At 39.1% G+C, this 22,878-nt stretch carries 21 protein-coding genes; 16 read left to right on the top strand and 5 right to left on the bottom strand.

Features of this window, described 5'->3' with window-relative positions; genetic code table 11:
• Positions 1-70: 70 nt before the first annotated feature.
• From LXM54_RS16480 to LXM54_RS16510, 7 genes are all read left to right on the top strand, one after another.
• A complete protein-coding gene (locus LXM54_RS16480; RefSeq protein WP_233316328.1) occupies positions 71-2,002 on the top strand; it encodes a BglG family transcription antiterminator in 1,932 nt (643 codons plus the stop codon).
• A 49-nt stretch (positions 2,003-2,051) separates the two neighbouring features.
• On the top strand, positions 2,052-2,495 hold the full coding sequence (locus tag LXM54_RS16485) for a transcriptional regulator GutM (protein WP_233316329.1): 444 nt from the start codon (positions 2,052-2,054) through the stop codon (positions 2,493-2,495).
• 21 nt (positions 2,496-2,516) lie between these two features.
• Positions 2,517-3,062, top strand: a complete 546-nt coding sequence (srlA, locus tag LXM54_RS16490) for a PTS glucitol/sorbitol transporter subunit IIC (RefSeq protein ID WP_233316330.1) — start codon at positions 2,517-2,519, stop codon at positions 3,060-3,062.
• A 19-nt stretch (positions 3,063-3,081) separates the two neighbouring features.
• On the top strand, positions 3,082-4,083 hold the full coding sequence (srlE, locus tag LXM54_RS16495) for a PTS glucitol/sorbitol transporter subunit IIB (protein ID WP_233316331.1): 1,002 nt from the start codon (positions 3,082-3,084) through the stop codon (positions 4,081-4,083).
• A 60-nt stretch (positions 4,084-4,143) separates the two neighbouring features.
• Positions 4,144-4,503: a PTS glucitol/sorbitol transporter subunit IIA gene (locus LXM54_RS16500; RefSeq protein ID WP_233316332.1), complete on the top strand. Its 360-nt coding sequence runs from the start codon at positions 4,144-4,146 to the stop codon at positions 4,501-4,503.
• A gap of 103 nt (positions 4,504-4,606) precedes the next feature.
• Positions 4,607-5,278 (top strand): transaldolase family protein, encoded by a 672-nt coding sequence (locus tag LXM54_RS16505; protein ID WP_233316333.1) that lies wholly within the window; start codon positions 4,607-4,609, stop codon positions 5,276-5,278.
• A 23-nt stretch (positions 5,279-5,301) separates the two neighbouring features.
• Complete coding sequence (locus tag LXM54_RS16510) at positions 5,302-5,973, top strand: HAD family hydrolase (protein WP_233316415.1); 672 nt, start codon at positions 5,302-5,304, stop codon at positions 5,971-5,973.
• 201 nt (positions 5,974-6,174) lie between these two features.
• Here the strand turns inward: LXM54_RS16510 and LXM54_RS16515 are convergent, their stop codons facing one another.
• On the bottom strand, positions 6,175-6,945 hold the full coding sequence (locus tag LXM54_RS16515) for an SDR family NAD(P)-dependent oxidoreductase (RefSeq protein WP_233316334.1): 771 nt from the start codon (positions 6,943-6,945) through the stop codon (positions 6,175-6,177).
• A 416-nt stretch (positions 6,946-7,361) separates the two neighbouring features.
• On the opposite strand from LXM54_RS16515, the gene nirB reads away from it, so the two are divergent.
• The 5 genes from nirB to LXM54_RS16540 are packed head-to-tail and all read left to right on the top strand — an operon-like array spanning position 7,362 to position 13,099.
• Positions 7,362-9,767, top strand: coding sequence for a nitrite reductase large subunit NirB (nirB, locus tag LXM54_RS16520; RefSeq protein WP_233316335.1), 2,406 nt, complete (start codon positions 7,362-7,364; stop codon positions 9,765-9,767).
• 33 nt (positions 9,768-9,800) lie between these two features.
• Complete coding sequence (nirD, locus tag LXM54_RS16525) at positions 9,801-10,118, top strand: nitrite reductase small subunit NirD (protein ID WP_233316336.1); 318 nt, start codon at positions 9,801-9,803, stop codon at positions 10,116-10,118.
• 3 nt (positions 10,119-10,121) lie between these two features.
• A complete protein-coding gene (gene cobA, locus LXM54_RS16530) occupies positions 10,122-11,597 on the top strand; it encodes a uroporphyrinogen-III C-methyltransferase (protein WP_233316337.1) in 1,476 nt (491 codons plus the stop codon).
• Positions 11,552-12,286: a sirohydrochlorin chelatase gene (locus LXM54_RS16535; RefSeq protein WP_233316338.1), complete on the top strand. Its 735-nt coding sequence runs from the start codon at positions 11,552-11,554 to the stop codon at positions 12,284-12,286. Before cobA ends, LXM54_RS16535 begins: the two co-directional genes overlap by 46 nt.
• 12 nt (positions 12,287-12,298) lie before the next feature.
• Entirely contained in the window at positions 12,299-13,099 is an 801-nt protein-coding gene (locus tag LXM54_RS16540) for a formate/nitrite transporter family protein (RefSeq protein WP_233316339.1), read from the top strand.
• Between the two features lie 74 nt (positions 13,100-13,173).
• Here the strand turns inward: LXM54_RS16540 and LXM54_RS16545 are convergent, their stop codons facing one another.
• Genes LXM54_RS16545 through LXM54_RS16555 form a run of 3 tightly spaced genes read right to left on the bottom strand, consistent with a single transcriptional unit; the run spans position 13,174 to position 16,432 of the window.
• The gene (locus tag LXM54_RS16545) at positions 13,174-13,932 is read right to left on the bottom strand and encodes an ankyrin repeat domain-containing protein (protein ID WP_442780499.1); all 759 of its coding nucleotides are present in this window, start codon (positions 13,930-13,932) and stop codon (positions 13,174-13,176) included.
• A 33-nt stretch (positions 13,933-13,965) separates the two neighbouring features.
• Positions 13,966-15,195 (bottom strand): amidohydrolase family protein, encoded by a 1,230-nt coding sequence (locus LXM54_RS16550; protein WP_233316340.1) that lies wholly within the window; start codon positions 15,193-15,195, stop codon positions 13,966-13,968.
• A 7-nt stretch (positions 15,196-15,202) separates the two neighbouring features.
• The gene (locus tag LXM54_RS16555) at positions 15,203-16,432 is read right to left on the bottom strand and encodes an amidohydrolase (protein WP_233316341.1); all 1,230 of its coding nucleotides are present in this window, start codon (positions 16,430-16,432) and stop codon (positions 15,203-15,205) included.
• 172 nt (positions 16,433-16,604) lie between these two features.
• On the opposite strand from LXM54_RS16555, the gene LXM54_RS16560 reads away from it, so the two are divergent.
• The 3 genes from LXM54_RS16560 to LXM54_RS16570 all read left to right on the top strand — a co-directional run bounded on the left by LXM54_RS16560 (position 16,605) and on the right by LXM54_RS16570 (position 18,558).
• The gene (locus LXM54_RS16560) at positions 16,605-17,378 is read left to right on the top strand and encodes a DeoR/GlpR family DNA-binding transcription regulator (RefSeq protein WP_233316342.1); all 774 of its coding nucleotides are present in this window, start codon (positions 16,605-16,607) and stop codon (positions 17,376-17,378) included.
• A gap of 98 nt (positions 17,379-17,476) precedes the next feature.
• Positions 17,477-17,932: an AraC family transcriptional regulator gene (locus LXM54_RS16565; RefSeq protein ID WP_233316343.1), complete on the top strand. Its 456-nt coding sequence runs from the start codon at positions 17,477-17,479 to the stop codon at positions 17,930-17,932.
• A gap of 230 nt (positions 17,933-18,162) precedes the next feature.
• Complete coding sequence (locus tag LXM54_RS16570) at positions 18,163-18,558, top strand: VOC family protein (RefSeq protein ID WP_233316344.1); 396 nt, start codon at positions 18,163-18,165, stop codon at positions 18,556-18,558.
• A 261-nt stretch (positions 18,559-18,819) separates the two neighbouring features.
• On the opposite strand, the gene LXM54_RS16575 is transcribed toward LXM54_RS16570, so the two are convergent.
• Positions 18,820-20,223: an MFS transporter gene (locus LXM54_RS16575; protein WP_233316345.1), complete on the bottom strand. Its 1,404-nt coding sequence runs from the start codon at positions 20,221-20,223 to the stop codon at positions 18,820-18,822.
• Between the two features lie 269 nt (positions 20,224-20,492).
• On the opposite strand from LXM54_RS16575, the gene LXM54_RS16580 reads away from it, so the two are divergent.
• On the top strand, positions 20,493-22,862 hold the full coding sequence (locus tag LXM54_RS16580) for a polyprenyl synthetase family protein (protein WP_233316417.1): 2,370 nt from the start codon (positions 20,493-20,495) through the stop codon (positions 22,860-22,862).
• Positions 22,863-22,878: the final 16 nt, after the last annotated feature.

The following is a 22,878-nucleotide window of genomic DNA, read 5'->3' on the forward strand; positions in this document are numbered from 1 at the left end:
GTTGACTGTCATTCACTTTAAGTTTTTCTAACCTGCTGTTTTGGCATTCATTTAGCAAAGAGGTGGTAGAATGTCTGACTTTACATTAGAGGATAAAGTAATTCAGATTATAGAATTATCGCAACAAAGAGACTATAGCTCTTTAGAGTTTTTAGCAGAAGCTTTAGGAGTAGGAACTAGATCTGTCCGAAACTATATCAAGAAGGTAAATGAGGAATTAGAGGGCATTGCATGTCTTGATAACAAAAGAGGCAAAGGCTTCTGGTTATCCATACAAGATCAATCTAGCTTTGACCTTCTAATGAATCACATCAGCTCTAAAAAAAATTTAATGGATTCATCGAAGCGCCGTATAGCTTATATCATTGAAAGGCTTATTAATAATGAGGTCATAATCACTTTAGATGAGCTGGCTTACGAGATGAATATAAGCCGAACCACACTCGTAAATGAATTGAAAAAAGCTTCTGTATCGTTGGAAGCCTATAATCTTAAAATTCATGGTAAACCAAATACAGGAATTAGCTTAGATGGTGTCGAGCTGGATATTCGCTTTTTTATCATCAATAATGTCTTTGAAATGATTTACAGGTCCTATCCATTAGATCAAGACATCGAAGAAGAAATAACAACAATTGCTGCCCGCCACGATTTCGAATCTAGTACACAAAAGCGATTGATGGAATTTGTAATAGTAATGCTCGATCGACTGTTGAAAAATCAACCATTAAAAAAAGTAAAGGACAGTCATTTAAAGCTCAAGCATACGCATGATTATCAAATCGGTTTAGAGATTGCCGCCGTCATTGAAAAATGTCTTCCAATCACAATCCCGGAAAGTGAGATAATTTTCATTACTATTCCAATCGCGGGAAGAAGGACGCCAACAAATAATCGCTCAATAGAAAATATTGCAATACCAGGTGAGATTAAGAGATTACTAGAGTTAATTGTCGAAAATATTGGCTTCAAAAAAGATATTATCGAAGAAAATGAATCATTCTTTATCGATTTGCAATATCATTTAACATTTATGATTAACCGATTAATGTTTGGTTTGCGAATAGAAAATCCGATGTTAATGGATGTCAAAGAAAAGTATCCAGTAGCTTTTCAAATGGCAAAGATTGCAGGGGACATCATTAACAAGGAATATGATTTAGATGTTTCAGATGATGAACTCGGTTACATCGCTTTCTATTTTGGGGTGTTCATTTCGCAGAGTGAAGTGAAGGTTAAAAGCATTAGAAAAGCAGCAGTTATCTGTGGAACAGGAAGAGGAACAGCTAAGCTAGTCTCCAATCAGCTGCAGCGCATCCTCAATAAAGAGACAGAATTAAAACTTTTCTCAGAAACAGAGGTAACAAAAGAACTTCTAAATGAGTTTGATATTATCTTTTCTACAGTAAAACTTTCTATTCAAACTAGCAAACCGGTTATTTTGATAAATGAAATCTTTGATGAACAAGCTATTTCTCGAAAAATAGAAGAAGTAGCATATATGAAAGCGTTTAGGATAAAGGCTGATTCTAATTCGCATTCATCCATTTTAAATCATTTAATAAGCAAAGAAAGCTTCTTCCTTTTAAATAGTAAGGTTGATTATCATGATAACTTATACACGATGGTGGATGAACTGGTTAAGACCGGACACTTGGATCATGAGTTCATAAACCGACTTAAGGAAAGAGAGAAAAAAGGATCAATGGTATTTGATCGTTACATTGCAATACCACATACCTTTAATTATCAATCTGATCAAATTAAGCTGGCACTAGGAGTTTTCCCCGATACAGTAATCTCTGATGGAAAAGATATAAAACTTATTTTCTTATTAGGCATTCCAGAACAACAATCTGAAATGACCGAACATCAGCTAGTGAGTGTTTATGATGAAATTATTCGAATAGCAAATGACGAAAAGGTGATAAACCAGCTAGCTAGTGCAGCAAATTATGAGGATGTATCAGAATGTTTAAAAAAGATTAGTAAGTTTAGTTAATCGTTATGCAATATTTTGTAAGCGTTTATCTTTGCAGCTGGAGAATTTAATGAAAAGGGGTAAGGAAATGTTTTTAGGATTTATTATATTGATTGGTATTGCATGGCTGTTACAAAGTATTTTTGGTTTTCTACAAATTAAACATTTCAATAGGAAGTATAGTGAATTAAGGCGCTTAGGCCGTGTAGCTATTGGCAAAAAAACCGGTATGTTCAGAGCAGGAACGGTTGTTATGTTCGCCATTGATAAGCGAAATAACATTATAAAAGCCGCTAAAATGCAAGGAGTTACGGTTTTTTCCCGAGTGCGAGAACTAAAAGGGTTTGAAGGGAAAAATCTATTGAAAATTTCAGATGGAGATTATAAAGGTATAAACAAATTAACAAAGTATGCAATAGAAGATGCTTTAAAAAGCTACGATGTTATTTCTAAAGGCGGAGAGTTAAGAGTTAAAAAAGGCTGGATTGATTATCTAATTCCTAAAAAAAGCTGACAGAAAAGGAGAGATTAGTATATGGATATCTTAATTAAAGGCGCAGAGAAATTTATGGACTTGTTCCGGCATGGGGGCGAGACATTTATAGGAATGGTAACAGATATTGTTCCTTTGTTAATCATGCTGCTGGTTGCGATGAATGCACTTGTCCGTTTGGTAGGGGAAGAAAGGGTGGAGAAGCTGGCAAGAAAGTCTGCGAAAAACCCATTTACCCGCTATTTTATCTTACCGATCATCGGTACATTTATTTTAGCTAATCCAATGACATTATCATTAGGCAAGTTCTTGCCTGAAAAATATAAGCCAAGCTATTACGCAGCTGCTTCCTATTCATGCCACACTCATAACGGGTTATTCCCGCATGTTAACCCAGGAGAATTATTTGTTTTCTTAGGTGTTGCAGCAGGGATTACGGCACTAGGTTTTGATACTGCAGAATTAGCTCTTCGTTATTTCCTAGTTGGGATTGTAACGAACTTCTTGCGAGGCTGGATCACAGATTATATGACAGCCTATGTAGCTAAACAACAAAATGTAAAATTAAAAGATACTGTTAAACTATAATAAATGGTGGTGAAGGAAAATGAAAACATATCAAGCTATTAAAATATCAAAAGGTTCAGGCGGATTTGGCGGACCATTAGTCATTACACCAACAGAAGAAAAAAATAAGGTTGTGTATATTACAGGTGGCGAAAAACCTGATATTGCAGATAAAATTGCTGAATTAACTGGTTGTGAATTAGTGAATGGTTTTAAAACAAGTGTTCCTGAAACAGAAATGGCATGTGTCATTATTGATTGCGGCGGAACATTGCGTTGTGGTTTATACCCGCAAAAACGCATACCAACAATTAATATAATGCCTACAGGTCAAAGTGGTCCATTGGCGAAACATATTACGGAAGACATCTATGTGTCAGGTGTAAAAAAAGATAATATCCAGCTTGCAGACGGGGAAGTGCTGCAAAACACAGCGAATACTCCTGCTGAGAAAACGGAAGAAAAAGAATATAAATATGATTCCAGCAAAAAAATTAGTGAGCAACAGAAACCAAAAGGTTTAATGGCAAGAGTTGGCATGGGAATGGGGAATATCACAAGTGTTTTCTATCAAGCAGGCCGAGATGCAATTGATACCGTAATTAAAACGATCCTTCCATTTATGGCCTTTGTTGCCATGCTAATTGGAATTATCTTAGAAACAGGCATTGGCGATCTTTTTGCAAGTATTTTATCACCATTTATCGGTAATGTTTGGGGATTGATGGCGATAGCACTTGTTTGTTCCTTCCCGCTGTTATCACCATTTTTAGGACCTGGTGCTGTTATTGCTCAAGTAGTAGGAACACTAATTGGTGTAGAAATCGGTAAAGGCAATATTCCACCACACTTAGCACTTCCTGCATTATTTGCAATCAATTCACAAGCTGCAGCCGACTTTGTTCCCGTAGGGTTAGGATTAGCTGAGGCAGAGCCTGAGACAGTGGAAGTCGGAGTGCCGGCTGTGCTGTATGGCAGGTTTTTGACAGGAGCGCCAACCGTTTTTATCGCTTGGCTTGCTAGTTTTGGACTTTATGAATAACCATATAACAACACAGTTTGAATAGCACAAAAAATTTTAGAGTAAAAGGAGTAAAAAACCATGCAAAAGAAATATGAAACAGTCATTAATAAAATAGGTCCTTCAGTATCCGCATTTCTTGGCGACAAAATGTTGATTCTTTTTGGAGAAAATGCACCAGCAGAACTTGCTGATTATTGCTTATCCATTACGGTAAATAATATTGACAATGAAATAAAAGCAGGAGATACACTTCAACTAGGGGATAAAAACTATACAATTACATCGGTCGGAGATGCTGTGGAAAAAAACCTGACAGCCCTAGGACATATCACTCTCAAATTTGATGGATCGGAGAATCCAGAATTACCAGGAACGCTATATTTAGAAGACAGTGAAATAGCTGATGTGAAGCAAGGCGACATCATCCGAATATATTAATTATTTTTTGTCAGTAAAGTTAATAGCTTAACATTTCTAGGTAATCAGATAAATGGTCGTCGGAAGTTAAGCTATTTTATTTTTTCCTAAAGGGAGTGGAAATATGAAACTATTCATTGATTCTGCAGACATAAACAAAATTAAAATGCTTACTGAATACTATTCTATTGACGGCGTAACCACAAACCCAAGTATTATCGTTAAAGAAGGCAAACCTTTTTTACCTTTACTAAAAGAAATCCAAAGCAGTCTAGGCGTAGAGAAGGAACTTTTTGTGCAAACAATTGCTGACAAGGCAGAAAACATAGTGGAAGAAGCAAAGTACATTCAGAAGTCATTACAAGGGAATATAGTAATCAAGATACCTGTGACAAGCGAAGGCTTAAAAGCAATTAAATTGTTGAGCGGCATTGGAATTCGGACATTAGCAACAACAGTTTATACTCCCTTAAATGCATACTTAGCTGCCAAAGCAGGTGCAAACTATGTAGCTCCATATGTGAACCGAATTGATAACTTGACAGGCAACGGTATCCAAGTTGTCAAAGATATAGTAGAAATATTCGTAAAATCTAATTTTAATTGTGAAGTATTAGCAGCAAGTTTTAAAAATACCCAACAAGTACTAGAGGTTTGCCTAGCAGGAGCACATGGGGTTACAGCTTCTCCAGACATTATTGAAGCATTTCTTAAAGTTCCATCTATTAAAGAGAATGTAGAAACATTCAGTAGAGAATGGTATGAATTATACGGAAATAAAAGCCTTTTGGATTAAGTGGAAAGAAGGGGAAGCAGATGATAAAAGCGATTGTTTTTGATTTTGACGGATTAACGATTGATACAGAATACGCTTTATATGAAAGTTTTTGTGATATTTTAGAAATGGAACCAGGAAAACTGCCAATAAGTGAATATGCTGTCCATATTGGCACTGATTCTAGCAGCCTTTATAATTTTATCCTAAGCCAATCGAATGGGCTTTTAACAAGAGACGAAATCATCGAAAAATCAGCTGTTTTACATAAAGCAAAATTGAGTAAGCCTTTTGCACGAGATGGAATCGAGGATTATTTGAAAGCAGCTAAAGAGCTAGGGTTAAAGATTGGCTTGGCATCAAGCTCTTATAGGGATTGGGTTGAACATTTTTTAAAGGAGTTGGACATCCTTCATTATTTTGATGTTATTCAAACAAGAGATGATGTCAAAAAAGTGAAGCCAGATCCAGAGCTTTATAAAAATACAATCAAGCTTTTAGGAGTTAATCCGCAAGAAGCAATAGCATTTGAAGATTCAGCTAATGGTTCTAAAGCTGCACTTGCAGCCGGTCTAAACTGTGTAGTAGTTCCAAATAAAATTACAAAGCATCTTCCATTCGAGAATTATCATTTGAAATTAGCGAGTATGGCAGATAGATCACTGCAAGAAGTGATAGAGAGTATGGAGAAATGTGTTAACTTGCTAGAGAAGTAAAAAGACGACACTTTCAGTTAAGATAAGATCATGTTTTTACAATTAATAATGATAAAAAAATAGACCAACACCTGTAAAAGCTTTGCAGGGGTTGTGTCTATTTTTTTTCCAAAAGTGAAGTTTAAGTGAATTATAATTCCATGTAATTAAAATAATAGCCAGCTCCACAAAAACGAGGAACTGACTATTTCTCTATTTAAATCACAAAGCCCCCATACCACCATCAACCCGATACTGCACACCTGTAATAAACGCACTTTCATCCGAAGCAAGGAATAGAACGAGATTGGAGATGTCCTCGGATTCTCCGTATCTTCCTAATGGAATTGATTTTTCCATGTCTGCTTTCGCTGCTTCAGCTTGTCCTGGTGCGAAGCCTTCTTCTAATGAGCGCATCATTCTTGTGTTCACTGGGGACGGGTGAACGGAATTGACACGTACTTTGTATGGAGCAACTTCTACTGCAGTGGCTTTTGTTAGGCCGACGACTGCGTGTTTAGATGCGATATAAGGTGTTACGTTCGGGCTGCCGCTTAGTCCGGCTACAGAAGAAGTATTGATAACACTTCCGCTTCCTTGTTCCTTCATGACGGCTAACACATGTTTTAGTCCTAAGAATACGCCGCGAACGTTAACGGCAAGAACTTTGTCTAAGTCTTCTACTTTTTGTTCTGTGATTGGAGCTACTTTACCTTCGATTCCTGCGTTGTTAAAGAAGACATCTATTCTGCCGAACTTCTCGACAGTTTTCTTTACATAGTTTTTCACATCTTCCTCTTGGGATACGTCTGCTTGTATAACGATAACTTCTCCGAAGGCTTCTAATTCTGCTTTTGCCTGATTAAGAGGTTCTTGAAATAAATCTACTAGAACTACTTTGGCACCTTCCTCTAAAAAACGTTTTGCTGTTACTTTCCCAATTCCGCCTGCTCCTCCAGTAATAAGGGCTACTTTGTTCGCTAATCTTGACAAAATGATAACCTCCTCTAAAAAAATAGCGCTTACAATTTGCTACGCTAAATATTGTGACAATTGTGTGAATAATAAACCTCTATTTATTATAGGCTAACATGGCGCAAGATTTCTAATGAAAAGCCTTATTTCAATAGTGTTTAAAGGCTTTTTCGGCGTTGGAAATTTTTATTAGGTTAACGGTATGAAAGTAGTTGTCATAAAATCGTCGAATTTTTAAGTCTTTTCTACCTAATGAAGCAGATATAATGGAACTATAAAAGATGCATTTCCACTACTTCTTTATAAGGTTTTGTATTTAGGGGGGAATATTCAATATAGTTTTGAAAAACTTATAGTTTAAGTGTAACAACTATATATGTGATTTATTTCACAATCATATCGATTTTCTAGTCCTTATCTTGGAGGGGAAGACAATGAAAAAGAAATTAGTCATGATTGGAAACGGCATGGCAGGAGTCCGAACTGTTGAAGAAATACTAAAGAGAAATACTGATAGCTTTGATATTACCATTATTGGAGATGAACCTTATCCAAACTATAATCGCATTATGCTTTCAAATGTTTTGCAAGGAAAGACGACGGTCGATGATATTTACATTAATGACTGGAGCTGGTATGAGGAAAATCACATTCACTTAATAACGGGAGAAAAGGTTATTAAGATTGATAGAAATAAAAAAGAACTAGTCACAGATAAAAACCAACTCATTAACTATGATGAGCTAATTATTGCTACAGGATCGAGTGCCTTTATCCTGCCGATTCCCGGAAGTGAATTAGAAGGAGTTATCGGATTTAGGACGATTGAAGATACAGAAAAAATGCTGGAAACAGCTCAAAACTATAAAAAGGCTGTTGTTATTGGCGGTGGCTTATTGGGATTAGAAGCGGCAAGAGGGTTAATTGACCGTGGCATGGATGTCCATGTTGTTCATTTATTGCCGACCTTAATGGAGCAGCAGCTGGATGCAGCAGCAGCGAATCTCTTAAGAAAAGATTTGGAAGCACAAGGTATGAAGTTTTTGATGGAAAAACAAACAGCTGAAATTTATGGAGAGAACCGTGTGCAAGGCTTAACGTTCACAGATGGATCATCTGTTGAATGTGATCTTGTTGTGATGGCTGTCGGGATTCGTCCGAATATTGCAATTGCTAAAGAAGCTGACTTAGAAGTGAACCGCGGAATTATTGTTAATGATTATATGGTAACATCTGATCCTTCTATCTATGCAGTCGGAGAATGTGCGGAACATAACGGGATAGCATATGGATTAGTTGCACCTCTTTATGAGCAAGGTACTGTCTTAGCTGATTATATAACAGGGAGACAGAGTGAGGGCTATCAAGGAAGTGTGCTTTCTACTCAGCTGAAAGTAGCCGGCTGTGACTTATTTTCAGGTGGAAAGATCCATGAAGATGAAAATACGCAAGCAATTATTGTTCATGACCAATTTGCAGGATTATACAAAAAAATCTTAGTAACAGAGAATAAAATCGTGGGGATTGTTCTTTACGGAGACGCTTCAGACGGCAATCGCCTGTTTAATATGCTGAAAAAACAGGCAGACATCAGTGAATACACAAGCTCGTCTGTTTTGAGTAAAGCGGGTCAGGAAAGAGAAGAAGATTTAGTTGCAAGCATGAGTGCGGAAGATACAGTGTGCGGCTGTAACGGGGTAACAAAAGGAACAATCGTCCAATCCATTCTAGAGCAAGGACTAAGCACATTTGAAGAAGTGAAAGGCTGTACAAAAGCAGGCGGATCTTGCGGCAAATGTAAACCAATGGTAGAGAGTATTTTAGCACATACCCTTGGAGACGGTTTTGATGCATCTTTGCAAAAGACAGGAATGTGCAGCTGTACAGCATTAACTCGTGACGAAGTAGTCGCACAAATAAAAGAGAAGCAGCTGAAATCACCGAAGGAAGTGCGAATGGTTCTTGAGTTTGCAAGTGAAGAAGGATGTTCTAAATGTCGTCCAGCTTTGAATTACTATATGCGCATGCTGTTCCCGGAAGAATACGAGGATGATAAAGCATCAAGATTCGTGAATGAAAAGATGGAAGGAAATATTCAAAAAGATGGTACATTTTCTGTTGTCCCTCGGATGTATGGCGGAACAACGACGGCAGACGAATTAATTAAACTGGGCGAAGCAGCGAAAAAGTATAATGTTCCGTTAGTGAAAATTACAGGTGCAAGCCGCATCGGACTGTACGGAGTGAAAAAAGAGGATGTACCACATGTATGGGAAGACTTAGGAATGCGTTCTGGCTATGCTTATTCTAAATCACTTCGAAACGTCAAATCCTGTGTCGGTTCAACATTCTGTCGTTTTGGGACTAAGGACTCTTTAGGGCTTGGCATTAAACTTGAACAAGCGATAGAGATGGTGGATACGCCGCATAAAATGAAGATGGGAGTTACTGGCTGTCCGCGTAACTGTGCTGAAGTGCTGACAAAAGACTTTGGGGTTGTTTGTGTAGAAAATGGCTATCAGCTGTATTTCGGCGGAAATGGAGGCACCGAAGTTCGAGAGTGTGACAGCTTAACTACTGTTAAAACAGAAGAAGAGGTTATAACATTTGCAAAAGCATATGTACAATATTACCGGGAAAATGCGAATTACGGAGAAAGAACAGCTCCATGGGTAGAGCGCACAGGCGCTGATAAGGTGAAAGAAACACTATTAAATGAAGAGAATGTTAATCAGTTTGTAAGCCGTTTTGAAAAGGCGCGATTAACATATAAAGAGGCTTGGTCTTCCATATTGAGTGATGAAACGAAACGAGAAATGTATGAAGTAATTAAAGGATAATCGTTAAGGATAAAAATGGAGGGGGAAGTAAAAATGACAGCAACAAAAGAATGGACGAAAATTATGAAAAAAGCGGATCTGCCAGTTCAAATCGGCAAAGAAGTGCATCTGAAAGGAAAATCAATTGCTTTATTTCATCTTTCAAATGGTGAAGTAAGAGCGATAGAGAACCGCTGCCCACATCAAAACGGCCCTTTGGCAGAGGGTATTGTGTCTGGAGAGTATGTTTTCTGCCCGCTGCATGATTGGAAGATTTCTTTAGTTACAGGGCTCGTGCAAAAACCAGACGAGGGCTGTGTAGAAGTATATGAAACATTAATAAAAGACGACGAAATTTATGTAATGGTGTAAAAAATGAAAACAAACAAGGGGTATGTAGCATTTGTGGGAGCAGGACCTGGAGATATTGGCTTGATTACTGCAAAGGGGATGGAGTGCTTACGGAAAGCGGATGTTGTTTTGTACGACCGTCTCGCCAATCCGCGGCTTTTACGCTTCACAAAGAATGACTGTGTTTTCATATACTGCGGAAAGCTGCCAAATCATCATATTATGCGGCAAGAAAAGATTAATGAAACATTAGTAAGGGAGTCATTAAAGGGAAAATATGTAGTCCGGTTAAAAGGCGGTGATCCTTCTGTTTTTGGCAGAGTCGGCGAAGAAGCAGAAGCAATTGCCAAATACAATATACCGTTTGAGATAGTGCCTGGAATAACAGCAAGCATTGCCGCGAGCATCTATGCAGGCATTCCAGTAACGCACCGCGATTACAGCAATAGTTTTACGATTAGAACAGGGCATAGATGCAAGAAAAATGAAGGTTTAACATCCTTACCTAAGCAGGAAGCGGCAGGAGAAACACTAGCGTACTATATGGGGGTACAAGGCTTGCCGGACATCTGCGAGCAGTTACTATTAGAAGGCTATGCTAGTAATACAAAGGCAGCTGTTATTGAATGGGGGACTTTAGGAAAACAGAGGGTGGTAGAAGGCACGTTAAAGACAATTGTTGAAAAGGTAACGGAAGCAAATGTGAAAAACCCTGCTTTAACGATAGTTGGTGATGTGGTCAAGCTGCGGTCAAGCATTGCTTGGTTTGAGAAAAAACCTTTTTATCAACGAAAGCTGCTGATTGCAGGTGACCAAGAAGAAAGCATCCTTGAAAGGCATTTTACAATCAACGGAGCAGAAGCTTATGCATTTCCTGCTTTACTAACAATCCCTCATTCCTTTTCAAATGAAGAATTGCAAATAGTGATGGAAGCTGAAAGATTAATTTTTGCTTCTCCGGAAGGAATAGATATCTTATTCTCCCAGCTATTTAAGGCTGGGTATGATATAAGGAATCTTCCGCGGCGGATTGAACATCTGTCTGAAAAAGTCCGTGAAGAGCTACAAAAAAGAGGAGTGCACAGTAATAAGGCATCCTTTGATAGAAGCAAAGCGGTTTTAATTGGTGACATGCAGGCATTAACTGAAAATACATTTTCGAATAATTTGCTCGTAATACCAAGTCATCATGTGGATATCGATACTAGATTTGATGAGATAAATGAACGATTATTGACAGAAGATGCTTGGGAAACAGTTGTTTTTTCGAATAAACGCTCAATCGATCTCTTTCTGCAAGAATGGAATTATTATACTAAAAGAGATCCTAAGGAATTGTCTTTTGCTGCAATAGGTCAATCAGTAAAAAAATATGCATTACAAATGGGATTCAGGCGTGTAGATGAGAAGGTCCAGCAAGAATTAGATAAAAAAGAATGGATGCGTGATCACGAATGGACGCAATTGTATACATTGGACATGGCAGCATTAAGCCTATAGGAAACAAACAGTTTACAACGTTTGTTGAAGAAGTAAAAAAAGAAGTGAATATACAGGTTCAAGAAGTTGCCTTTTTAGAGCTTGTTTCACCATCAATTTCTGAAACAATGAAAAAGGTAATTACAGGCGGAGCAAAAGATATTTTAGTAGTTCCTGTTTTGCTGTTTGCGGCAACTCATTTTAAGAGAGATATTCCAGAAGAGCTAGCTAAAATGAAAGTGATATTTCCAGAGGTAAACTTCTATGTTTCTAGACCATTTGATGTTCATCCCAAAATGATAGACTTAGTCATAAAACGAATTCAAGAAAGACGAATCGACAATGAAGGAAGTATTCTAATTGTCGGCAGAGGCAGCAGTGATCCTGAACCAATTCTGAAGCTGTTGGAAATGAGCCATCATATTTACCGCAGATTAGATGCACCTGTCTATACTGCCTTTTTAACTGCTGGTAAGCCGGACTTTGTTAATGAGTTGAATAAACTTCAGCAAGAGTACAGCAAAATTTATATTGTCCCATATCTATTATTTACAGGTATGCTGTTAAAAAGAATGGAAAGTGCTGTTGCGAACAGCCGCCAAGAGGTCATTCTTTGTGATCCGCTGCAATACGATTCACGCCTGAAGCAGGTGCTGTTAGAAAGGATGCAAGAGCAAATAATGGCTGAACGGGGAAATGAAGCAAGATGAGGAGTGTTTAACATGAAAGATGTAATTACAGCTTTTAGTAACACTGCATTAATGAAGACAAATGCACTTAATGCAAACAAAAGTAAGTATATAGTAGGCTCAATGCTTGCTGGTTTTTTCGTTGGATTAGGGATAATTCTTATTTTTACAATTGGCGGTATGCTGGCTCCAGCTGAGTTTGCTGGTACAAAAATTATCATGGGAGTCTCCTTTGGTATTGCTTTGAGCTTAGTGATTATGGCAGGCGCAGATCTTTTTACTGGCAATAATATGGTGATGACAATTGGGATGCTGGAAAATAAAGTGACCTGGAAAGACACGGGCAAAGTATGGGGATTCAGCTATATCGGCAACTTTATCGGCTCTATCCTTGTGGCATTATTATTCAGTTATTCTGGTTTAGCTATTGGCGGTGTAGCAGATTTTGTAACAAGTGGAGCAGCAGCAAAGATGAATGCTCCTTTTATGGAATTGCTTATCCGCGGCATTCTTTGTAATATATTAGTTTGTTTAGCTGTATGGTGCTCCGTGAAGCTCAAGGATGAAACGGCTAAATTAATTATGATATTTTGGTGTCTCTTTGCATTTATCACTTCTGGCTTTGAACATAGCATTGCAAATATGACGTTGCTATCTATTGCATTAATCATCCCGCATCCTGAGACAGTCTCTTTTGGGGGGATGTTTGCTAATTTGCTGCCAGTAACACTTGGCAATATTATCGGAGGCGCTGTTTTTGTAGGTGCTGCGTATTGGTATAATATTTCAGAAAAGACACAAGCGGTTGTTAAGTCTTTTAAGAAGGAAGCATAATATAATATTATGTGAATTTATTCACAAAAAAATAGGAAGAGGGCAAGTTATCCAATTATAACTTGCCCCTCTTCCTATTTTTTAGCGCCTGCATCTATAAGAATATCTTTTATCTCCGTAAAACCTAGCTCCTTTGCATGTTGAAGGGGAGTAACCCCATTCGAGTCAGGGATGTTAACATCTGCTCCATGCTTTATTAATAATTGAATTGTTTCCTGTTGATTTTCCCCGCCATCACTAAGCACAATTGCTTCTAGCATAGCTGTCCAGCCAAGATTATTAACATGGTTAACATCTATATCCGTGTTGTCGAGAAGCTCTTTAATAACATCCACATAGCCGTGCTCAGATGCAGGAATTAATGCTGTTCCGCCAAATCTATTTACCAGCTTTGGATCTGCTCCAGCATTTATAGTCAGCTTAACAATTTCTAAATATCCTTCTGCCCCAGCATACAAGAAAGGGTTATTTTTCATATTATCTTGAATATTAACATCAGCACCATTTTCAATCAGAAGCTTTACTGTTTCAGGATCATTGTTGTAAGTAGCAACCATTGCTGCAGTCCGGCCCTCTTGATCGACACTGTTAATATCGATTCCCTTTTCTATGAAACTCGTAATTTCAGATATATTGCCAGTCTCCACTGCTTGAAAAAACTGCTCTTTTTCTTGATTACTCATCGGTTCTTCTGAGTCAGCCTCCTTATGTTTCATCATTGTTTCTTCTGAGTTGTTCTCTTTGTCTTGGTTAGCCGTTTTCTGTTGTTCTGGAGCTGCTTGACAACCAACCAAAATGATTGTGGTTAAAAATAAGATTAATAGAGTTCGCAAAAAGAATTTTCCCTCCTTTATCCTTTGTCGGTATTAGCGGGAAAGAGACCCTGATAGCAATGTTCCTTTATAAAAGACTGCTTCTCTAGTTGCCCGTCTTGCCACTGCTTCAGCACTGCATGATGCTTTAACAAGATTCATATCAGCATCATCTCCAACAATTGGCCAAACTTGTTTGCCTTGCTTATTTAACGGTGTTTTTCCCCCAGTCGCAAACCGCAGTGACTGTGATAAAGACCATTCATCCACATAGCCGTAAAGCTCTGCGAGACGGCCAACCTTTTCTAAATTATCGCCGTTGCCAAACGGGGACCAATGGTCAGTAAGGCTGTCTGTGCCTAGTAATACTGGAACACCTTTCTCTGTTAATAATGGAATAGGCATGATTAATTTACCAATAGGGACTGTTGTAGTCACTGCGATTCCAAGATGAGCAAAGCGCTCGGCCAGTTCAGCAGCTTTTATATCAGGAACACCGGCAAATCCAAAGGCGTGGCTGACGGTTACTTTGTTGTGCAAACCTGCTTGCTCCGTTAAATCAGCCAATCGATTCATTGTAAACAACCCTAAATGGTCTCTGTCATGGATATGGATATCCACCTCTGAATTAGTATCAACGGCCATCTCTATAATCGTATTCAACGATTTTTCTATATTCCTGTCTACTGAATGTGGATCCACTCCGCCAACATGTGTAGCACCATTTGTTAGTGCTTCTTTGACAAGACTCGCTACACCAGAATGAAGCAAACCATGCTGAGGGAAAGCAACAATCTCATGTGAAATCTTTCCCGAGAAGGAAGCAAGAGCTTCTAGTGAAGCTTCTAAATTTTTCAGTCCGATGACAGGATCAATGTTAACATGGGTGCGGACATGGGTTGAACCGAACCCAATCAGTAAATCTAAGATTTTCATTGCTCTTTCTTTGGCAGTCGGCAGCAGTTGAGGCAGCAGTTCTTTTTCCTCTGCAAAGCGATCAAAGATGTTTTTTGCTGGTGTAACAGCTTTCCATGGACCGCCATAATAAGTTTTATCAATGTGAATATGCATTTCTTTAAATGTTGGCAGCATTAGAGATTTTCTTGCATCATACTTGATAACATCATCACTAATGAATGTTGACTCAGGAACAATCTCAGCAAATTTTCCGTTTTCAATGAGAATATGGAAAATGGATGTGTTTGTGCCAGTAACTATATCGTCTTTAAATTGATATCCTGTTTCTAAACGGACATTTTTCAGCCAATAAGAAGAATGTGTCATCTATGAATCATCCTTTCGTAAATCCACCTGCTACTAATTTTCCTTTATACAGAACTGATGGGCGGTTTGATCTTCTGGCAATTGCTTCAGCAGAGCAGCTTGCTTCTGTAAAGACAATGCTTGCCTCATCGCCGATTTTCGGCCAAACCTGCTGTCCATTTTTGTTCAATGGTGTAATTCCGCCTGTTATAAAACCAAGAGTTTCTGCAAGCTTTTGTTCTGTTGATCTGCCGGAAAGCTGGGCTAATGTGCTGGCTCTCTCTAAAATATCTCCATTGCCAAAGGGCGACCATGAGTCAAAAATATTGTCACAAGCAACTGCAACTTGAACTCCTTTATCATGAAGAAAGCTGACGGGGGGGATGGTTCTGCCAATTGGTACACTAGTAATAATGGAAATGCCAAGTTCTGCAAGCATCTGTGCCATTTCATCAGCTTCCCCTTTACCCATGTCTCCTAATGCAAAAGCATGGCTGATGGCCACTCGTCCATGCCAGCCGGCCTCTTCTGTCAGTTTTGCCAGCCTTCTAATTGTCGCTAACCCAAGCTGACCAGGATCATGTAAATGCAAATCAATACCTACATTTTCTTCCACAGCAATATCCATCATCTGCTGTAAGGATTTTTCCATATTTCCATCAACATTGGCAGGGTCAACACCACCCACTAAGCCTGCTCCATTGCGGACAGCATCTCTTACTAAATCTGCGCAGTTATTCAATAGCAAGCCATGCTGTGGAAAAGCAACAATCTCGTAAGATAATTTCCCTTCATATTCTGCAAGTGCTTCCTGAACCTCAAAGAAGTTTTTTAGGCCTGCTTCTTGATAGATATCCACATGTGTGCGAATATGTGTAGAACCAGCTTGTAGCAGAACTTCAATAAGTGCTTGAGCCCTTTCTTTTGTTGTCGTTGGAAGGGTGGGCAACACGTTTTTTTCAAGTTCAAACCGTTCAAAAATGCTTGAAACAGGTGTAACTGCACGCCATTTATCTCCAAGTAATGTCTTGTCTAAATGAACATGCTTTTCAACAAAGGAGGGTAAAGCTAATAAATTATGAACATCTTTTTTTGGTAAATGATCGTCCAGCAACGTATCAGCAGAGATGATGTTGGCGATTTTGCCATTTTCGACAAACAGGTGGCAGTTTTCCGTTATTGTGCCAATAATCGCCCCATGTTCATAGCGATAACCTTTTTCTAAACATACATTTGTTAGCCAGTAGGATGAAGACATTGTGTCACCACTTTCTTTGTGATAATTAGTTAAGGAGAAATAAGTTATACATAGTTGTTTACAGTAATCATAACGAACTAAAAATGCATATTCAAGCAAAAAAACTTAAATAAAATGCAATATTTTGCAAATCGACTTAAAAAAACTTATAATAAAAGAACGAGGTGAAATAATGTTACAAGATGAAAGACTCGAAGCAATTGTCCAATATTTACATGTAAATGAGAGAGTTGATATAGAAACAATCTGTGAAATGAATCATGTATCTAAAGATACAGCACGAAGAGATTTAATACTGCTAGAAGAAGCAAAAAAAGTAATTAGAATCAGAGGCGGAGCAAAAAGAGCACAATTATCCAACGAGGTTTATAATTTCGATGAGCGTGCAGAAATGGCACTAAAAGCAAAAAATGAGATTGGCAAACTAGCAGCCACATTGATTCGTGATGGAGACCATCTTATTTTGGACGCATCAACAACAGTACTCGCTTTAACAAAATACTTAACAAGCCAGAACCATAATATTGTAACGAACTCAATGGATGTGGCCAATGAATTATTAGTAAGAGAAAACATCCGCATTAACCTGTTAGGCGGAACTCTGTCAAAGAATCACCGTGCTATATACGGATCACGGGCAATGAAAGATATTCAAGACTATAAAGTGAACAAATGCTTTATCGGAACTTGCGGTATATCTGAAACTGGTCTGTCTACATCTATTGAAGAGGAAGGTCTTCTTAACCGTGAAATGGTAAAGTGTGCTGATACAGTTATTGTCCTTGTAGACTCTACGAAGTTTAATAAAACCTTTTTTCAAAAAGTATGCGGCTTAGAAGACATCGACATAGTCATTACGGAAAAAGAAATACCGAAAAATATGCTTGAACTGCTAGAAAAGCATAATATCCAAGTAATCGCTGCTCCTGACGAGCTCGGAAGGTAAAAAAAACGAAAACTTTTTAAATTCCAGTTGTTTTCCATTTTAGTACATTATACGATGTGTTCAGACATCGATGTACTTTAATTGGAAAGGGATATGAAATGAAACTTAGAATCGAAAACATGCCGTCTTGCCTAGTAGCCTATATGAGACAAATTGGTCCGTATGGACGTAGAAACGAACAATTAATGAAGAAGTTCAAAGGCTGGCTGAAGGCTAATAACTTACTGAATCAGAAATCTAGCATTCTCGGTATTGCCCAAGACAATCCACTGTTAACTGCACCACAAGATTGCCGATACGACACATGCTTAATTGTCCCACAAGGGTTTGTAACAGATAGGGAGGAAGTCAAAACTGGGCATATGAGTGGAGGGAAGTACGCAGTCTTTAAAATTGCCCACACTGCAGAAGCTGTTCAAAAGGCTTGGGTTGAATTTCCTTTAGTATTAGATGAACAAGGGTTAAAGCATGATGAAACGAGGCCTGTGTTGGAGAGGTACATCCTTGAGCTTGTTGAGGAGCATTATTGTGAGTTGTGTGTTCCGATTCGGTGAGGGTGGCAGAAGCATATAATCTTCCCGTAATTATTGTTTATCTCTGGAGTCTATTAAAGGGATAACGGGATTACCCCAATAAATCATTTATTGGGGTTTTAAAATTGCCCTTTCAACTAATAATAGAGGATGAAAAACTTTTCAAGACTCTGCATTTTGAATAGGAAAAATTATAAGAAATACGGAATTAATAATAGCAGTCTCATTTTTAATATACCTAGGAGGAAACCATGGGAAGATTAGTACATTTCGAGATTCATGTAAGTGATATGGAACGGGCAAAGAAGTTTTATGGAGAGGTCTTCGGCTGGACGTTTCAGGATTGGACGGGATATGCAGGAATGCCTTACTTTGGGGCAGTAACAGGGACAGAGGAAGAGCCGGGAATAAATGGAGCACTAGTGCAGCGGCAAGGTTCAGATCCTGAAGGAAATCAAGCTTTAAACGGCTTTGCCTGTACGATGGGAGTAGGAGATTATAATCATACTGAAGCAATCATTCTCGAAAATGGCGGCGCGGTTGCTTTGCCGAAATACGCCCTGCCTGGAATGGCTTGGCAAGGCTATTATAAGGATACAGAGGGGAATATTTTTGGGATTCATCAGCCAGATGAAAATGCAAAATAAAAATTGCTGCTCCAATAAGGCGGATAGAGGTAACTTTATTTGCTTTATGGGGTTTTTTATTGGTGTGAATTTTTGAGCTTTATTAATGGGTTGCTGCTTTTCAAAAATGGGACTAGCAGCTCGGGATTCGATGGTGAATTTAGGTAGCGGATATTACTAAGTGGCAGGACAAGTAATTTTTAACATTTAGTCAGAATAGCTAAGCTTAAAAAATATGTAATAAAAAAAGGCAACGAACTAGCCGTTGCCTTCATCTGTTGCCTATCTGCTCCCAACCTCATCTGTCACCTTTAACACCACATTATCACGCGATGCAGCACCGAGTCGGTCGAAGCTGCCGTATTTCTCTCTCACCAATAATAGGACAGCTCCTCCAAGAATGCTCGGAATCGCAAAAGCCATAAAGGCGCTTTTCGGTTCGAGATTTGTTGCCAGCAGCAGGCCGATAACGGTCGGGGCAAGAATGGAGCCAATCCGGCCGAATCCTACTGTTATGCCGACTCCTGTGGAGCGGATTTCCTTCGGATAAAACTCAGAAATATACGGGTTTGCCAGGTTTTGGGTTCCGCCTGTGCAAGCTCCTCCTAGTGCGATTAATACGTACAGCAGGATTACATTTGATGTCAGGCTTAATGCAACGAAGCAGACTGCGCCGATCAGCAGCATGGATACTAACACGTTGCGATGGCCGATTTTGTCAACGAGATAGCCGCCAAGCAATGAGCCGATAATTTGGCCGACACTTAACACAAGTGTGAAGGAAAGGGCGGATGTTAAGCCATAGCCGGATTCCTGCATGATTTTTGGCAGCCATGTGTTTAGGCCTGATACCATTAAGAGACTGCAGACTACGAAAATCCAGAAAGCGAATGTGCTGATTGCACGGCCGTTTGAGAACAGCTTTTTGATTGGTGCGCCGCTTTCGGCTTCTTTTCCTGTTGTACTTACATAGTTATCTGTTGATTGATAATTGCCGTTTGGGTCTACTTGATTCAAGATGTTTGCTACTTTGTCATTTTGCTTGCGCAATAAGTAGTACGATACTGATTCAGGGAATTTCTTCATGAAAATTGGCAATGTGAATAATGGCAGAATGCCAAGCCAATATAATATTCTCCAGCCGAAGTCCTCCAGCAAGTACATGCCCAGCAGCGATGCTAAGATTCCTCCGACAGAATAACCGCAGTACATTGTTGCAACAATTAATGCTCTATTTTTCTTAGGGGAATAGTCGGTCATCATAGCGATAACATTTGGCATCAGTCCGCCCATTCCGATTGATGCGATGAATCTCATGATTGTAAAGATAGTAACCGAAGGTGCCAATCCAGAACCAAGTGTAAATACACTGAACAGGAACATACAGATTGCCAGCACCTTTTTCCGGCCGATAATATCAGCTACAGGACCGAGAATGAAGGAACCGAGCATCATTCCGACAAGGGTATAGCTCCCGACAGCTCCTGCTTCGACAGGTGTCAGGTTAAAATCCTCCATCATTAATGGCAGGCCAACACCGTACATGGCTATATCAAAACCATCAAATGCAATTGCGTATACACACCATAAATATACTAATAAATGAAAGCGATTGAACTTGCTTGCCGCAATTACATCAGACGGGTTGATGCTGCGTGTTTTAAGCGTAGTTGATTTTGTTGTCATTCTTTGTTCTCCTTGTTATGTAAGATTGTGCTTGTATAATAGCATGTTAAAGCAAGTATAGAGTAACTGTTAATTTAGATAAGTGGATATAGCGAAAAGCTATAGCGAAGCAATGGATTTTACATAGTCTGGATATGGTAAGGCTTTCAATTTACCCCTAACAAAACGGGTATTTTTGCTAGGTACTCCTTTCTGGTTATAAACCTGTTTTTCTAGTACTATATTATTAAGTAGATAGCTAAATGAAAAGATTTGAGGTACTTTACCGTATGAATAAGGAGTTTACAATTAATGCCGAGGTTTGTTTCTCTAAAGAGGAGCAAAAGGCGTCTCTATATTTTCAGGAGCTTTATGGGCAGGTTGCAAAAAAGGCTTTTATTCCTATCCTCACTAATGATATTCAACAATGGAAGCATAATCATATTCACCATCCTTCTCTTTTCTCCTTTTTTTCAAGAAGCAAGGGCAAACAATCACCGTCAGGATATCAGCCCTATATTCAGTGGCTTAAGCACACAGGCAAGCTTGATAATTATCTCGATCGGAGCATTTCCTACCTCTATATGAGGGACTTGGGCAAATCTTTAGAATCACAGGCAACGCTTAGAGGCATAAGACGCTCTGTTGAAAGTTTAAAAAAGCATCTCACTGGCAGTAATGAGAAAAAAATCGGGGTATTCAGCATGGCTGGCTTATACCGGTTTGCGGAAAAGGAAGGAATAGAACCGACAATGATTTGGCTTATGGCTAAGCTTGAGTCCGTCTCCATTCATATTCCAGAGGGAATGGATGCAGCAAATGCACAGCGCAAGCTCATCAAAATTATTGCTGGTGTTATCATGCATGTTCTTGACGATTTGCCTGAAGATACTGCTCAGGCTGTCCGCTCCCAAAGACTTGGAGAAGCAATTAGGCTTGGTTACTCTTATGGCTTAACTTATCCGTTTATTGATGACCTTTTCGATGCGAAGATATTGTCGCCAGATGAGGAAAGACGATATGCAGGTTTAATCCGTACGGCACTGACAACAGGCAGTGTGCCTGAATTAGGTGACTGGTCTGGTGCCAATGCAGAATTGATTGCTTATGTTCATACTGAACTGCGGGAAGCATTTGAATATATTAAGACCAATCAGCGTGAAGAAACGATTCAGCCATTTTTAGAGCAGGCATATGTGTTTTTCCATTCACAGGAGATTGATCGTGACAAGGACCTTTCCAACAGCGAATATACAAATGAAGAGTTGTTTATTCCAGTCATCTTAAAATCTGCGTCTTCACGGCTGATTGTCAGGTCTGTGATTAGTGCGGAGCTTGAAGAAGGCTTTGAAAAGCGGTCGTTTTTCTATGGTATATACAATCAGCTTGCAGATGATTTTGCTGATATGTTTGATGACTGGCAGGAAGGAGCTGTGACTCCGTATACGTATTATATGAAGCATCATACTGTACGCCCTGACTTAGTCAATCCGTATGAATTGTATTGGACAGTGATATCCCATTTGATTCACAACGTCTATCATTCAGATAAAAAGACATGTGAGGTCATATTAGACAGGGCCATTAATGGCTTGAAACGGTTTAAGAAAAAGTGGGGCAATGATAAATATAATGAAACAATGGAGCTTTTTGCCTCTCGTATGCCAGAGTTTAATCGTCTCATTCAAAAGATGGTCAAGAAGGCTGATGATGTTGATTTCTTTGATAAGCTTTTAAGAGATCATATGGTTGAAAATCTCCAAAGGGATAAGAGGGAGCGGGAGGAGTTTTTTGAAAAGGTTAAAGAGGTCCGAGGTCAAATTAACAGCGCACTTGCGATTACCAAATCAGCTGACGGTCCGCATCATGAGCCTCTTACTGATGGGGCGAACTACAGTCTTATTGGCGATGGTAAACGGTTAAGACCAATTATGACATGGTTTATGGGCACACAAGGCTATGGCTTGGACGATAAAGCACTGATGCCGCTATTGCGTTCCTTGGAATATATGCATACAGCATCATTGATTTTTGATGATCTGCCGTCACAGGATAATGCCAATATTCGCAGAGGGAAGGAAACATTGCATCAAGTTGCTAATACGGCGGTTGCTGAATTGACGGGCCTTTTTCTGACACAAAAGGCAGTTGAGGAGCAGACCTCAATCGACTCCTTCGATTCGCGGGCAGTACTGCAGCTGATTAAATATTCATCTCAACGAACGGCGGATATGTGTAAAGGTCAGGCGATGGATCTTGACTCGAAAGGTAGACAGCTGACTCTTGCGGAATTGAACAAAAAGAGTTTTTACAAAACAGGCATGGCATTTGAGGTTTGTTTATTGATGCCGGCTATACTTGCACAAGCAAGTGAAGCGGAAATGGACATTTGGAAAAAATTCTCCTACCATGCAGGCATCGCTTTTCAAATTAAGGATGATCTCCTTGATGTGGAAGGTAATACTAGCTTGCTTGGCAAACAGGCTGGCATTGATGCAGACAACAACCAGACAACGTTTGTATCTATACTCGGGATTGAAGGAGCGAAAAAAGCAATGTGGGAGCATTATTGCCTTGCTGTGGAGTCATTAGAACAGGACCCCCGAAATCCGGCTTTCCTAAAGCACTTATTAGACTACTTTGTAAATAGAGATCGTTAAAGGCTGCAAAGCACTC

The sequence above is a fragment of the Bacillus sp. Au-Bac7 genome, assembly GCF_021341655.1.
GTDB lineage: Bacteria > Bacillota > Bacilli > Bacillales > Cytobacillaceae > Niallia.